Origin of the sequence: Croceicoccus gelatinilyticus (assembly GCF_018398395.1) — a bacterium.
Classification (GTDB): domain Bacteria; phylum Pseudomonadota; class Alphaproteobacteria; order Sphingomonadales; family Sphingomonadaceae; genus Croceicoccus; species Croceicoccus gelatinilyticus.
The window spans coordinates 534660-549308 of sequence record NZ_JAHCBF010000002.1 but is presented as its reverse complement, the minus strand read 5'-3'; the positions used below and the strand labels follow the sequence as shown (position 1 = coordinate 549308).

Sequence of the window (14649 nt, the reverse complement as noted above, 5' to 3'; positions counted from 1 at the left end):
AACGTTGCGTCCCGGTCAGGCAATCTCCGTCAGGCGCGCATTGATGAGCGCGCGCAAGGCCGGGGGCGAGGGCGGCTTGATCATGCGGCTCGCCCCGATGCGCTCCGCCGCGGCCTTGGTTTCCGCCGTATCTTCCGCCGTCAGCAGGATCGCTGGCGGGCGCGTGCCCCATTTTGCACATAGCCGGTCGTAAGCGACGTCACCGGTTAGGTCGTCGTCGAGCCGGTAATCGAGCAGCAAGAGATCCGGCGCGTTGGCAAGATCGATGCCTTCGGGGCCAGTGGCGGCGTGAACCTCGAAACCCCACCGTTCGAGCAGCGCGGTCACCGCACCCAAACCGCCCGTATCGTTGTCGATGCACACCACTTCGCGGCGGTTCGCGGCGGGCGCGGGCGTGCGCGCCTTGCTCACGGGCGGGGCAATTTCACCCGGTTCGACCAGCGGCAGGCTGAAGCGGAATGAAGTGCCGCGCCCGACAATCGACCGCGTCTTCACCTCTGTGCCCAGCATGGCCGCGATGCGGCGCACGATGGCGAGGCCCAGTCCAAGGCCTTCATCGCTCTTGCGTTCGCCAAGGCGGGTGAATTCCTCGAAGATGCGGGGCACGTCTTCTTCGGCGATGCCGCGGCCCTGATCGGCGACGACAATCTCGGCCATGTCGCCGCGCTTGCGCGCCGCGACGAGAATCCGGCCTTCGTCGGTGTAGCGTACGGCATTGGTGACGAGGTTTTGCAGAACCGAAATGAACAATCCGCGGTCTGTCCTGACCCATAGGCCGGAGCGGCGCACGATAAGGCCCAGTCCCTTGGCCTCGGCCTGAAGCGCGAATTCGTTCTCGATCTCGGCAAAGACGGTGTCGAGCGAGAAGCGTTCGGGCTCTACCTGCGCCTTGCCGCCGTCGAGGCGCGAAATGTCGAGCAGGGCGCGCAGCAGGCGGTCTGCCGTTTCGATGGACCTGTCGATCTGGGCCAGAAGTGCAGATTCTTGCGCGCGCTTCGGTCCGATTTCTTCCGACAAGGCGCTTGCGAAAAGGCGCGCGGCGTTCATCGGCTGCACGAGATCGTGGCTTGCCGCGGCCAGGAAGCGGGTCTTGGACTTCGTTGCCGATTCCAGCGCTCGGTTCGCCTCCACCAACTGCTGGGTGCGTTCGCGCACTTTGGCCTCAAGCGCAGCCTCGGCCTCGCGGTCGGCGGTGATGTCGGTGTAGCTGGTAACGTAACCGCCGCCGGGCGCGGCATTGCCAAGGATGCGCAGCACGCGGCCATCGGGCAGTTCGCGTTCGGTGGAATGGCGGCGGCCAGCGCGCAAGTGGTGCAGGCGCTTGTTCACCTCGTGCTCGGTCGCGGCTTCGTCGTGGCCCATCTGCCGCATATTGAAGCGGATCATCTCGGCAATCGGGCGGCCCACTTCGACCAGTTCGGTCGGCAGATCGAACATCGTACGATAGCGGTTGTTCCACGCCACCAGACGCTGTTCGGCATCGACCACGGAAATACCCTGGTCGATATTCTCGATCGCGATCTGCAGCAGGTCGGAGCCAAACTGCAGGCGCTGGCTCGTTTCGTCGAACATGGCGACGACATGCTCGATGCTGACGGGCTCACCCTCCAGCGTCGACTGGACCAGCGCACGGGCGGACGAACTGCCGATGATCGAGCTGATCATGCGTTCGGCCATGTCGATCAACTGGTCGTCCGGTTCGTCCGCGTCGTGATAGGGGCGGGCGGTGACGAGGCGCAGGCGGTTCAACGCGTCGCGCGCTGTGCTGGCGCCCATGAACTGTTCGAGCAGCAGGCGAAAGTCGGCGACGCGGGTGTTGGTGGCAATGCGCGAGCGGCCAAGGTCGGCCTCCGACTGGTCGATGAAGGCGACCGACTGCACCCGGTCCAGCAGGTTCGGCTCTGCCGCGACGCTGAACACCACGAAAAGCAGCATGTTGGCTGACAGAGACAGGACCACGCCCGAAACCAGCGGGTCGGACCCGACGACGGGCGGCACGATTTCCGGCCCGAAGACCGGCATTGCGAGCAGCATAAGCCACATGGCGAAACCACCGGTCAGCCCCGCGATCATGCCTGCGCGGTTCGCCTTGCGCCAGAAGAAGCCGAGCAACAGTCCCGGCGCGAACTGGGCGGCACCGGCAAAGGCGATCTCGCCAAGCCCGGCAAGCGTTGCCCCGCTGCCGACAGAGCGGTGATAGGCGTAGGCGAGCGCCAATAGCAGCGCGATGACGAGACGGCGCACATTGATCAGCGCGTTGCCGATCATCTGGTGTTCGCCCCGCCGCCTGATCTGGCTGCGGAAGAAGATCGGCACGATGAGGTCATTGGTGATCATGCTCGACAGCGCGATGCTGGTAACGATGATCATGCCGGTCGCCGCGGAAAATCCACCGATGAAGGCGAGCAATGCCAGCCAGTCCGCCCCGAACGTCATCGGCAGATGCAGCATGTGCATATCGGCAGATAAGGTTGAGGGAAGCAGCGCCTTGCCCGCGATCATGACCGGCAGGACGCAGAGGCAGACGACCACAAGATAAGCGGGGAACAGCCAGCGCGCCGTGCCGACAAGGCGGCTCTCCCTCGCTTCGACAACCAGCATGTGGAACTGGCGCGGCAGGCACAGGATCGCCATCGCGCCAAGGAAGGTCATGACGATGAAGCGCGCGTCGAGCTGCGTGGTCGAGAACGAGGCTTCCAGCGCCCGCGTCACTTCGCCATCGGGCACGCGCTGGGTCAGCAGCACGAAGGCGAAGACCGCCATCGTGACGAGGGCGACGAGCTTCACCACCGCCTCAAACGCGATTGCGATGACGACGCCGCGGTTTTGCTGGGTCAGGTCGATCCGGCCCGTACCGAACAGCATGGCAAAGGCGGCCATGGCCGCAGCGACCGTGATCGCCACTTCTTCGCCCCGCAGCAGGCCCATCAGTTCGGGCGAAAGCGCGGTCATCGTCTGGCTGACCGATTTCAATTGAAGCGCCATGTAGGGCAGGGCGCCGAAAAGGGCGATGATCGTGACCATCGCGGCGACCCACGCGCTTTTGCCATATCGGGCTGACAGGAAGTCGGCGATCGAGGTCGAATGCTGCGCCTTGCCGGTTTGCAGCACGCGGGCGACGAAGCTGCCGAAGACGGTGAACATCAGCACCGGGCCAAGGTAGATCGGCACGAACTGCCAGCCGCCCGTCGCCGCGGTGCCTACCGCGCCGTAGAACGTCCAGCTTGTGCAATAGACCGCGAGGCTCAGCCCGAAGATCGTGCGTTTGTGACGGCCTGCGAACTCGGCCATGCGGTCGTCGTCGCCAAGGTGCGCGACAAGGAACAGCAGCGCCCCATAGAGCACCGCGAGCATGGGCATGACGAGCAGCGACATGGGCTTTCCGGCAGGTCCTCTCGATCCGAAGATTGGGGTTCTAGGGCAAAGTTCGCCGCGCACAAATAGCGGGCCGAAAATGATGACGGGCCGAAAATGATGACGGGCCAAATGATGACGGGGACGACAGCCGATGCTGCCGCCCCCGCCGAGGGACCCCCAGGAGGGGGGAGCCTTTTTGCGCTTTCGCCTTAGTGGGCGCGCGCTTCTCCTGCACCGCGCGGCACGCGGATCGATTCGACGAGGCGACCGATCTCTGCCGGGGCCGGCGCAGTCATCTTCATGACCACGATGGCGACGATGAAGTTCAGGATCATGCCGATCACGCCGATGCCTTCCGGCGAGATGCCGAACAGCCAGTTTGCGGCGTTGTTCGCGTCCGGGTTCAGCAGCTTGAAGTAAGCGATGTAGCAGAACGTGAACACGAGACCGGTGACCATGCCCGCAATCGCACCTTCCTTGTTCATCTTCTTGGAGAAGATGCCCATGAAGATCGCCGGGAACAGCGAGGCTGCGGCAAGACCGAAGGCGAAGGCCACGACCTGGGCAACCCAGCCCGGAGGATAGATGCCGAGGATACCGGCGACCACGATGGCGCAGGTTGCCGCGACGCGGGCTGCAAGCAGCTCGCCCTTCTCCGAGATGTCCGGCTTGAACGTGGACTTCAGGAGGTCATGGCTGACCGCCGTGGAGATCACCAGCAACAGACCTGCTGCCGTCGAAAGCGCAGCGGCAAGACCACCGGCAGCGACGAGAGCGATGACCCAACCGGGCAGGTTCGCGATTTCAGGGTTCGCAAGAACCATGATGTCGCGGTCGACGTAGACTTCGTTGGTGCTGGTTTCATCCGGCGCGTTGGCAAGCAGACGCTCACCGCTCGGGCCGGTTTCGCCGGTGTATTCGGGCGAACCTGCAAAGGCGTTACCCGAAGCAACCTGCATCACGCCGTCGCCGTTCTTGTCCTGGAAGGCGATGAGGTTGTTCTTTTCCCAGTTCTTGAACCAGCCCGGAGCTTCCGAATAGGCGGTCTGGTTGACCGTGTCGTTGAAGTTCAGGCGAGCGAACGCCGCGACCGCGGGGGCCGTGGTGTAAAGCAGCGCGATGAAGATCAGCGCCCAGCCGGCCGAACGACGGGCGTCCGAAGCCTTGGGAACGGTGAAGAAGCGAACGATAACGTGGGGCAGGCCAGCCGTACCGATCATCAGTGCGGCGGTGATGCAGAACACGTCGATCATCGACTTCGAGCTGGCGGTGTATTCGGCAAAGCCCATCGCCTGCAGCGAGGAATCGAGCTTTTGCAGCACGTACATCCCCGACCCGTCGTTCACCGTCGAACCCAGGCCCAGCTGCGGGATCGGGTTGCCGGTGACCAGCATCGAGATGAAGAACGCCGGGACCATGTAGGCGAAGATGAGCACGCAGTACTGCGCCACCTGGGTATAGGTGATGCCCTTCATGCCGCCGAGCACGGCGTAGACGAACACGATGCACATGCCGATGATCACGCCCAGTTCGACCGAAACGTCGAGGAAGCGCGAGAACACGATACCGACGCCGCGCATCTGGCCGGCGATGTAGGTGAAGCTGATGAAGATCAGGCAGATCACCGCCACCGTGCGCGCAACCTTGGAATAGTAGCGCGTGCCGATGAAGTCGGGCACCGTGAACTGGCCAAACTTGCGCAGATATGGCGCAAGCAGGAGGGCGAGCACGACGTAACCGCCGGTCCAACCCATGAGATAGACCGAACCGTCATAGCCCATGAAGGCGATGAGACCGGCCATGGAAATGAACGAAGCGGCGCTCATCCAGTCGGCCGCCGTTGCCATGCCGTTGACGACCGGGTGGACACCGCCACCGGCCACGTAGAATTCCTTCGTTGAACCGGCACGCGTCCAGATGGCGATGCCGATGTACAGCGCGAAGCTGATGCCGACGAAGAGATAGATCAGGTTCTGTGTAGACATCTGCCCCTCCTCAGTCGTCGAGATCGTATTCGCGTTCGATCTTCTTCACTTTCCACGCGTAGTAGAACACGAGGAGAATGAAGACGTAGATCGAACCCTGTTGCGCAAACCAGAAGCCGAGCGGGAAGCCGCCGAGCATGAACTGGTCAAGGAAATCGCGTAGCAGAATGCCGAAACCGAACGACACGATGAACCAGATGGCCATCAGTGTGATGAGCAGGCGGATATTCTTTTTCCAGTACGCCCCCGCCGATGCGGACGTATCGGGTGTTTCATCGGACATGGCTGTCCTCCCCTCCTGTGGTCGTTGTAAGACCGCAAACCGTCTATGCGGACGTTGAAACGTTATAGAGGGGCGTCAGAACGCACACGCGCGACATTAGTCGTATGGGTGTTGAAGGCCTTGGACAGCTTCCTAACGGCGCAGGATATCGCCCAGTGTCGGCCTGCTGTTCCGGGCCGCGAGCTGGGCGATCAGCAGCTCGCCGCAGGCCAGCGCATCGACCAGCCCGTCATGCCCGCGATAGGCCGGCAATCCGTACTGCGCGCGCAATTTGGCAAGGCGCAATCCGTCTGCCGCGCGTGTCCTTGGAAACCAGCGATTCTCCAGCGCCATCGTGCACACAAAAGGCGCGACGAAGGGCGCATCGTAAACCCGCCTGCATGCCGCATCGAGGAAGCCGGTCTCGATCTCCGCGAAGTGCGCGACGAGGACTTTGCCCGCCAGCATCGGCAGTAGCTTGGCCAAGGCCGCTTCCTCGTCCAGCGCGTCCTTCAGCGCCTCGTCGGTGATGCGGTGGATGACGACGCTGGCTTCCGACAGGGCGGCAGGTGGGCGGATGCGGATGCGTTTGCCGGTTCCGGCGAAGACGCGGTCGTGGCGCATGGCGACGAACCCTGCTTCCAGCAGCGCGCTATGATCGAAGTCTAGGCCGTCGGTCTCCAGATCGATCGCGATCATGTCGAGATCCTCAACCGGCGTTGCGAAGGCGGGGTGCCCGGCCTCGTAGAAGTCACGCAAGGGGCCTTCGGGCGCGGCCTTGCGGGCGGCTTCGAACCGGCGTGAAAAGCGCCACGCGGCAAAGGGCGGCACCATCATGTGACTCCGCCCGCGAACTGGCTGCGCAGCTTTTCCAGCTGGTCGCGGATCAGCTTGAAGGCGTCGCGCAGATGCTCCCGATCAAAGCGGGAGAGGCTGGCGGGATCAAGCTTGTTCGAGGGCAGCTCGCCGCGCGCGATCTGTTCGGCCTGGTGGCGGAAACGTACGTCGCGCACGAATTCGAAACAGGCGGCAAGATCGCGCGCCGCGTCGCGGGGCAGCGATTCGCTGTCGGCAGCGCCGGACAGACGCTCCGTCGTATTGGTCGCGACCAGTTTCTTTGCCAGTGCATGGGTGCGCGCGATATCGACGATGGGTGCGATGGCCTGTGTCTTGAGGTCGAGGACGCGGCCTTCATCGGCATCGTCCTGCAGCAGGAAGTTGCGGAAGAAGCCCAGCGGCACCCGCGTCGTCGCGGCGGCGCGGGCGATGAAGGACAGGAAAATCCCGTTTTTTGCAGCCGCGGCGAAGACTTCCTGTCGCAGCCCTTCGACCAGCGATTTCTCACCCGCCAGAGCGCGCATGTCGAAAAAGATCGTACTTTCCAGCACCGCCTGCGGATCGGGGCTTTCGATCCAGCCCTTGAAGATTTCGGCCCATTCGCCGGCCGTGCGGCGATAGGTCGGATTGGTCGCCATGATATTGCCGGGGCAATAGCGATAACCAGCAGCGTTCAGACCGTCGCACAAGTGGCGGGCAAGTTCGGCGAAATAGGCATCGTGCAGCGCGGCGTCGTAGCCATCGCCAAAGACGAAGCCATTGTCCTGGTCCGATCCCAGCGCCTGTTCCGCCCTGGCCAGCGAGCCGAAGCAAACCAGCGCATAAGGCACTGGCGGAGGGCCCAGCTTTTCCTCGCCCAGTTTCAGCAAGCGGCGATGCGCGCCTTCGCCGATGGTCGAGACATAGCGTGAGACATGATCGGCATCGACGCCCGCCGCGACCAGCCCGGTCAGCGCTTGCGGAAGCTGCGAGGTCGCATCGGCGACTTGTCCCGAATCCGCCGACACCGAAACCGCCTTGGCAATGTGCAGTGCGTTCGAGCCTAGCTGCGAAAGGATGTCGTTCGATGACACGATGGCGATCACGTCCCCTGCGGGGTTCATGATCGGCAAGTGATGGATGTGCCGCTCCGCCATCGTGATCAGCGCGGTCAGGATCGGTGTGTCGGGAACGGCAGTGACCGGATCCCTGGTCATGATCGCGCTGACCGGGCTCGACAGATCCAGCCCCACGCCCAGCACGCGACGGCGCAAATCCTTGTCGGTGACGATGCCTACCAGCTTGCCATCGCCGCATATGGGAAGGGTGGACACGTCTTCCTGCGTCATCAGGCGCGCAGCTTCGCAGACGGTCATGTCCGGTCCGCCGGTCACGACCCCCGTGCGGCGCACCAGCGATCCGATCGCGGCATGGGCGCCCAGCGTGTCGGCCGCCCCTTCGCTGGCCGCACCGATCTGTCGCATCCGGTCCACGGCGCGGCGCAGGCGGGCGGCTTCATCAATTTCGAAAAACGCGCGGAATTCGGGGTGAATGCGTATGGTCTCTAGGAAAGCGGGTTTGGCGATCCGGTAGACGAGCGAATCTTCAAGCGCGATCGCTTCGTTCTGTGCGCAGCCGTCGCGCAGCAGCGAGGGATAGCCGAAGCACCCACCTTCACCCAACCGCGCGTTGAGATCGCTGCCGCCCAGCCGAAGTTCCACCGCGCCGGAACGGACGATGGAAAACCACTCGTTCTCGTCCCCGGCCGAGGTGATCGTCGATCCGCGCCGGTAATACCGCACTTCCAGTGCGCGGATCAGCGCGGCCAGTTCTGCATCCGACAGGCCGCCGAAGGGCGGGTGCTGCCGAAGGAATTCGGCGATCTCGAGGGTTTCGGGCGCATCCTGCATGGCTTGTCTGGGGCCGATGCTACTCCTGCATAAAGCATGGTGCCACTGCGACTTAGGTCGAGAAGCCGCCTTAAGGTCGGTGACAATCGCCGTGAACTGTTGTGCGACTGCACAATTTCCTCGCAATTACGTAATTTGCGTATACCCTCGTGCCGAGGGATTTTTCCAAAGGGGTCAGGGGCATGGCATACGAGCGTCTTTCGGCGCACGATGTGCGTTCGCAAGAACGCTGGCGCGGCATGGCCTTCGGACGCATCCAGTCCGGGCCCTTTGCCGGTCGTGTCATATCGATCGTCGAATTTTCCGAAACCGGATGCCGCATTCGCGATCACGCCATCACGTGCGAGCCGGGCGACGTGTTTCACATGATGCTGGAAGATGTCGGGCCGATGGTTGTCGACGTGCGCTGGAAAAACGGTGCGTTCGTCGGCGTATCCTATCGCGCGCCGCTGCGCCCCGTGGTGCTCGATCACCTGCGCAAGGAAATCGACAAGCCCTTGCAGGAGCGGATGGCCCGCCTGATGGAACGGGGGCCGCAGCTTTAGCGCGGCTTGCCGATCCGGTTGTTGCCCGGATCCGCCCGTTGCCCCGAACCGGCCCGTTACCCTGAACCGGCCCGTTACCCTGAACCGGCCCGTTACCCTGAACCGGCCCGTTACCCTGAACCGGGATGCCAAAACCCCTGTTGCAACCGCGAGATTTGCGCTAGCCCAGCCGATGTAATCACTTGGCCGGCCATCGCGCCCCGCAACGGAAAATCGTTCGCCTTTCCATGACCGAAACGCTCGCAATCACGCTTGTCCAGTGCAACCAGCTGGTCGGGGACATCACTGCCAACGCCGATGCCATGTTGGCCGCGCGCGAACGGGCAGCAAAGATGGAAAGCGATCTCGTCGTCTTTCCCGAAATGAACCTGATCGGATATCCGCCCGAGGACCTGGTCCAGAAGCCGGCCCTGATCGAAAGGGCAGCGGCTGAACTGGACCGGCTGGTCAAGGCAACGGAGAAAGACGGGCCCGCCATGCTGGTCGGCTCGGTCTTTGTCCGTGACGGCGCGCTGCACAACGGTGTTGCGCTGCTCGACGGTGGGCGGATTACCGCGACGCGGTTCAAGCACGAACTGCCGAACTACGGCACGTTTGACGAGGCCCGCCTGTTCAGCCCCGGCGACCTGCCCGATCCGGTCCTTTTCCGCGGCGTCATGCTGGGCCTGCCGATTTGTGAGGATATCTGGCACCCCGCCGTCTGCCGCCACTTGGCCGAACAGGGCGCGCAGATCTTCGTCTGCGTCAACGGCAGCCCCTACGAAATCGAAAAGGACGTCCTGCGCATCGAAGGCGTGGCCAAGCGCCGCGCGATCGATACCGGCGTCCCGATGGCCTACCTCAACCGCGTGGGCGGTCAGGACGAACTGGCCTTCGACGGGGCAAGTTTTGTCATCAATGGCGACGGCACACTGGCTGCGCAGCTTCCCGACTGGGAAGAGGTCGAGGTCACGACCCGTTGGATCAAGGGCAAGAACGGCTGGTCTTGCGTGCCCGGCGCGCTGCACCGGCTGGCCGACCACCCCGAGGATATCTACTGCGCGATGGTCGTGGGCCTGCGCGACTATGTCGACAAGAACGGCTTTCCCGGCATCGTGCTGGGCCTGTCGGGCGGTATCGACAGCGCGATCTGCGCCGCGATTGCCGCCGATGCATTGGGGCCGGATCGCGTCTGGTGCGTCATGCTGCCCAGCCGCTTCACCAGCCAGGAAAGCCTGGACGATGCGGCCGAGTGCGCGAAGATGATCGGGTGCCGGCTGTCCACTATCCCGATCCAGCCCGCCGTCGCCGGTTTCGACGAGATGCTGGCTGACGATTTCGCCGACATGACCGTCGACATCACCGAGGAAAACATCCAGTCGCGCATCCGCGGCGTGACGCTGATGGCTCTGTCGAACAAGTTCGGCCCGATGCTGGTCACGACCGGCAACAAGAGCGAGATGAGCGTCGGGTACGCCACGATCTATGGTGATATGTCGGGCGGCTACAACCCGCTGAAGGATGCTTACAAGACGACGGTGTTCCGCATTTCGGAATGGCGCAACAAGCACAAGCCGAAGATCGGGCTTGGTCCGTCCGGGCCCGTCATTCCGCAGAACATCATCGACAAGCCGCCAAGCGCGGAACTGCGCCCGGACCAGAAGGACAGCGATTCGCTGCCGCCCTACGATGTCTTAGACGGCATCCTGCTGGGACTGGTGGAGCATGAGAAGAGCGTCGACCAGCTTGTCGGCGAAGGCTTCGACCGCGACACGGTGGCGCGGATCGAACGGCTGTTGCACGTTGCTGAATACAAGCGGCGGCAGGCGCCTCCGGGCGTGAAGCTGGGTGCGCGCAATTTCGGGCGCGACCGGCGTTACCCGATCACCCACCGGTTCCGTTCGGGGTGAGGGCGCTCGCGCTTCTCACTTGCGCGGGCCTTGCTGCCTGCGGTCCCGCGCTTCCCGAACCGGAAGAGCGTGAGCATCCGATGAGCGATCCCCGCGCGGCGGTCGAGGGACGCATCATCGAGGAATTTCCCGAACCTGCCGACCCCTGGCCTGAAACCGTTCAGGGCGAGTGGCGGCTGGCGGGTATCGACGGCGAACCGTTCGAGGCCGATTACGGTGTTGCCATATCCATCGGGCAGGACCGGATCGAGTTCGACAATTGCCAGCAGATCGCGTGGAATTACACGCACGAGGCTGACAAGATCACGACCCGGCGAACCCCTGCGATCACAATCGACATCGCGCCGAAACCGCTGCCCTGTGCGGCACCGCTACCACCACAAACCGCCGCGATGGTCACCGCAATCGATACGGCCAGCGAAGTGCGCCGGACGCCAGAAAACGGCATCCGTATCTCGGGCGGCAGTCACTCGGTAACGTTGTTCAGCCAGTAACCCTATCAGTGCCGCACGGCGGTGCGCGGGGTCATCGCCTCGGACCAATCTGACAGTTCGAGGTGGCCTTCCCACGAAAGCGGGATCGCGCGCTTGCGGCGCATGTCTTCATCCAGCGAGTAGAGCTTGGCCAGGACGTTCTTCGCTGACCAGACGTATTCCGGCTTGCAGCTGGTGATGCGCGTGGTCGTGTGCGATTCGTCGCATGTCTGGAACTGGTATCCTTCGCGGACATAGTCGAAGGGCACCGCACCGGTTTCGTAGTTCGCGACGAAAGCGCGCGAGGGATCGCGCATGATCCGCGTCGCCTTGCCCCATGTCCTGCAGCGGGGGCACCACCGGACCTGTGTCGTTCCAAGCATCCGCACCTCTTATATTTATTGTGTCCGAAGGCAGGTGTCCGGCCTGCCTTGTTTCGGTCATTATGCTGCGCAGCATGAGGTGCGACAAGTGACATTCATCCAGAATTAACCAAACGTATCATCGCGCCTTTGAGAACTCGGGTCTTTTCCCATCGGTTTCGGACACTATAGCGGGCGCCATGACGATTACGCGCTTCGCTCCTTCGCCTACGGGCTTTCTTCACGTCGGCAATATTCGCACGGCGCTGCATAACTTCCTGCTGGCCAAGGCCGCGGGCGGGCGCTTCCTGCTGCGCATCGACGATACCGATGCCGAACGTTCCAAAGAGGAATATGTCGAGGCGATCCGCAAGGATCTTGGCTGGCTTGGCCTGACCGTGGACGGCGAGGAGCGCCAGTCGCAGCGCCTGCCGCTTTACGAAGAGGCGTTCGAGACCCTGAAGGCATCGGGCCGCGTCTATCGCTGCTATGAGACTTCGCAGGAACTGGAACTTCGCCGCAAGGTCCTGCTGGGCCGGGGCCTGCCCCCTATCTACGACCGTGCTGCGCTGAACCTGACCGAGGCAGACCACGCCGCGAAAGAGTCAGAAGGCATCGCCCCGCACTGGCGCTTCCTGATCGACCGTGACGAACCCATCGTCTGGGACGACGGCATTCGCGGGCCCCAAAAGTTCGAGGGCGACCGCCTGTCCGACCCCGTCATCCGCCGCGCCGACGGTTCGTGGCTCTATATGCTGCCAAGCGCGGTCGACGACATTGCCATGGGCGTGACCGACGTGCTGCGCGGCGAGGACCACGTTTCGAACACCGCGGTCCAGTTGCAGATGTTCACCGCGCTTGGCGCCACCCCGCCGCGCTTTGCGCACGAGGCGCTTCTGACCGGAAGCGAGGGCAAGCTGTCGAAGCGGCTCGGCTCGATGGGTGTCGAACAATTCCGCGAACAGGGGCTTGAGCCGATGGCGATCAACTCGCTGCTCGCCCGCATCGGCACTTCGCAGCCGATCGTCGCCGAACCGTCGATGGCGGCACTGGCCAAAGGGTTCGACCTTGCGACTTTCGGCCGGGCCCCGGCCCGTTTCGACGAGGCGGAACTGCTGCGGCTCAATGCCCAGATCGTGCACCAGATGGAATACGCGGACGTGGCGGGGCTTCTGCCCGAAGGCATGGATGAGGCCGCGTGGCTGGCCGTTCGCCCGAACCTCGAAAAGGCGAGCGAGGCGCACGAGTGGTGGCAAGTCATCGCAGGCGATGTGACGCCGCCCCAGATGACCACCGACGACCGCGCCTTCATCGCCGCGGCCGCCGATGCTGCCGAGGCGATGCAGTGGGACGAGGCGGCGTGGAAGACGCTGACCAACACGCTCAAGGACAGCACGGGCCGTAAGGGCAAGGCGCTGTTCCTGCCTCTGCGACAGGCGTTGACCGGAATGGACCACGGGCCGGACATGAACACGCTGCTGCCGCTGATCGGCAAGGAACGGGCTGTCGCAAGGCTGCGCTCTGCGGCCTGACCGCCGGAAAACCAACGCGCGGGAATGCCGCGGGTGACAAAGGTGACACCCTGTCACCCTGCCGTATCCTGTCAAAAACCGCCGAAATCTGCGGCCCGCGGCGCCATGCCGCTGGGTGACACTTTATGCGCCGAGCCGGAAAAACATCACGAATTTAAAGAGCCGCCCGCATCATGGCGTCCTCTGCGCCTGTAGGACAGCCATCTATTAAGCCCTCCCATGCGGGCGAATCCGACCCCAAAAAGGGCAGCGAATCCCGCTTCGAACCAGCTCCACGGGCAAGAAATGTGGCAAACGACCGTGGGAAAATGGCTTTTTTGTGGCGACACGTTCAACGGTTCGTCGCACAATGCGCTCTCGTTAGCAGCTAAACCGCATGGCTAACGGGAATTGTTAATGCGCCAGCAAGGGCGGGGTGAACAGGCATCGCCTTGCGTTCACGTGTGGCCCGCCGCCGCACGCCTTTTTTAGAGGGGTAAATTTTTCGAAAGCCCGAAAGCCATCAGGGGACGATGGCACAGTGTCACCACAAAAGCGGTGTCCCGGGCCGAACAATTCAAGGAGTATGTTGATGAAATCGGTTTCCATGACTTCGAAGGCCCTGCTGCTTGCAGCCACCCTGGCCGTTCCGGCCACCGGCGCATTCGCCCAGCAGGTCAATGATCCGTCGGCGAACAGCGTCCTTGCGACCGTTAATGCCGACCGCCTTCCCAGCCGCGCCGAAATGACCGAAGGCCCCGAGGTCGAAGGCATCATTTCCGCCCGCGCCGGTGATCGTATGCAGGTTACCGCTTCGGATGGCACCCGCACCGTCGTCACCATCGATGACGAAACCGACATCAAGAGCAAGGGCGGCTTCCTCGGCCTGTCGAGCAAGGACCGTGCAGCTTCGTCGCTGTTCAACGGCCTGCCGGTCAAGGTGAAGACGATGCAGTACGCCAACGTGCTGGTCGCCGACGAGATCCGTTTCAGCAACGACGATCTCGAAACCGCAGCGATGATCTTCAACGGCACCGACCAGCGCTTTGCCCAGAACGAAGCCGCGACCGAAGCCCTGCGTGGCCGCATGGGTGACATCGACAAGTACAACATCAAGTCGACCACGAACGTCTACTTCGACACCGGCCGCTGGAACCTGTCGGCCGAAGCCGAAAACGAGCTGTGCACCGCCGCGAACCAGGCCGAAGGCATGGACAACGCCCTGCTGCTGGTCGTCGGTTACACCGATTCCGACGGTAGCCAGGACTACAACCAGGAACTGAGCGAGAAGCGTGCTGGCCGCGTGGTGAACTACCTGCAGCAGGCCTGCGGCTGGAAGCCCTATCGCATGCTGACGCCGACGGGCATGTCGGAAGCCGATCCGGCCGCCGACAACGAAACCGAATACGGCAAGGCGCAGAACCGCCGCGTCGCGGTCAACGTTCTGGTCAGCAAGGGTCTCGACGGCCTTTAAGGATTGCCGGGGCAGGCCACGTGCCTGCCCCAAGGCATGACGCCCGATAAGAAACGGGGCGGGAT

Annotated in this window: 11 protein-coding genes; 5 read left to right on the top strand and 6 right to left on the bottom strand. The window is 63.2% G+C overall.

All coding sequences use genetic code 11. From position 1 onward, the window contains the following. Window positions 1–15: 15 nt before the first annotated feature. The 5 genes from KIH45_RS06555 to KIH45_RS06535 all read right to left on the bottom strand — a co-directional run bounded on the left by KIH45_RS06555 (window position 16) and on the right by KIH45_RS06535 (window position 8330). Complete coding sequence (locus KIH45_RS06555) at window positions 16–3375, bottom strand: PAS-domain containing protein (RefSeq protein WP_213175192.1); 3360 nt, start codon at window positions 3373–3375, stop codon at window positions 16–18. A 191-nt stretch (window positions 3376–3566) separates the two neighbouring features. Further along, on the bottom strand, window positions 3567–5342 hold the full coding sequence (locus KIH45_RS06550; RefSeq protein WP_213175191.1) for a sodium:solute symporter family protein: 1776 nt from the start codon (window positions 5340–5342) through the stop codon (window positions 3567–3569). Between the two features lie 10 nt (window positions 5343–5352). After that, a complete protein-coding gene (locus tag KIH45_RS06545) occupies window positions 5353–5625 on the bottom strand; it encodes a DUF4212 domain-containing protein (RefSeq protein WP_066766586.1) in 273 nt (90 codons plus the stop codon). 132 nt (window positions 5626–5757) lie between these two features. Continuing rightward, window positions 5758–6441 carry an exonuclease domain-containing protein gene (locus tag KIH45_RS06540; RefSeq protein ID WP_213175190.1) on the bottom strand — a complete coding sequence of 228 codons (684 nt, stop codon included), beginning with the start codon at window positions 6439–6441 and terminating at the stop codon, window positions 5758–5760. Beyond that, window positions 6438–8330 (bottom strand): DUF294 nucleotidyltransferase-like domain-containing protein, encoded by a 1893-nt coding sequence (locus KIH45_RS06535; RefSeq protein ID WP_213175189.1) that lies wholly within the window; start codon window positions 8328–8330, stop codon window positions 6438–6440. Before KIH45_RS06535 ends, KIH45_RS06540 begins: the two co-directional genes overlap by 4 nt. A gap of 182 nt (window positions 8331–8512) precedes the next feature. On the opposite strand from KIH45_RS06535, the gene KIH45_RS06530 reads away from it, so the two are divergent. From KIH45_RS06530 to KIH45_RS06520, 3 genes are all read left to right on the top strand, one after another. Then, window positions 8513–8875 (top strand): hypothetical protein, encoded by a 363-nt coding sequence (locus KIH45_RS06530; protein ID WP_213175188.1) that lies wholly within the window; start codon window positions 8513–8515, stop codon window positions 8873–8875. Window positions 8876–9102: 227 nt separating this feature from the next. Further along, window positions 9103–10764, top strand: a complete 1662-nt coding sequence (locus KIH45_RS06525; protein ID WP_213175187.1) for an NAD+ synthase — start codon at window positions 9103–9105, stop codon at window positions 10762–10764. Further along, the gene (locus tag KIH45_RS06520; RefSeq protein WP_213175186.1) at window positions 10761–11258 is read left to right on the top strand and encodes a hypothetical protein; all 498 of its coding nucleotides are present in this window, start codon (window positions 10761–10763) and stop codon (window positions 11256–11258) included. Before KIH45_RS06525 ends, KIH45_RS06520 begins: the two co-directional genes overlap by 4 nt. 5 nt (window positions 11259–11263) lie before the next feature. On the opposite strand, the gene KIH45_RS06515 is transcribed toward KIH45_RS06520, so the two are convergent. Continuing rightward, window positions 11264–11554: a hypothetical protein gene (locus KIH45_RS06515; RefSeq protein WP_213175185.1), complete on the bottom strand. Its 291-nt coding sequence runs from the start codon at window positions 11552–11554 to the stop codon at window positions 11264–11266. A 245-nt stretch (window positions 11555–11799) separates the two neighbouring features. Here KIH45_RS06515 and gltX point away from each other — a divergent pair, with 245 nt between their 5' ends. Both gltX and KIH45_RS06505 read left to right on the top strand, forming a co-directional pair. Then, entirely contained in the window at window positions 11800–13131 is a 1332-nt protein-coding gene (gene gltX / locus KIH45_RS06510; RefSeq protein WP_213175184.1) for a glutamate--tRNA ligase, read from the top strand. Between the two features lie 571 nt (window positions 13132–13702). Continuing rightward, window positions 13703–14584 (top strand): OmpA family protein, encoded by an 882-nt coding sequence (locus KIH45_RS06505; RefSeq protein WP_213175183.1) that lies wholly within the window; start codon window positions 13703–13705, stop codon window positions 14582–14584. The last annotated feature ends 65 nt before the right edge of the window (window positions 14585–14649 follow it).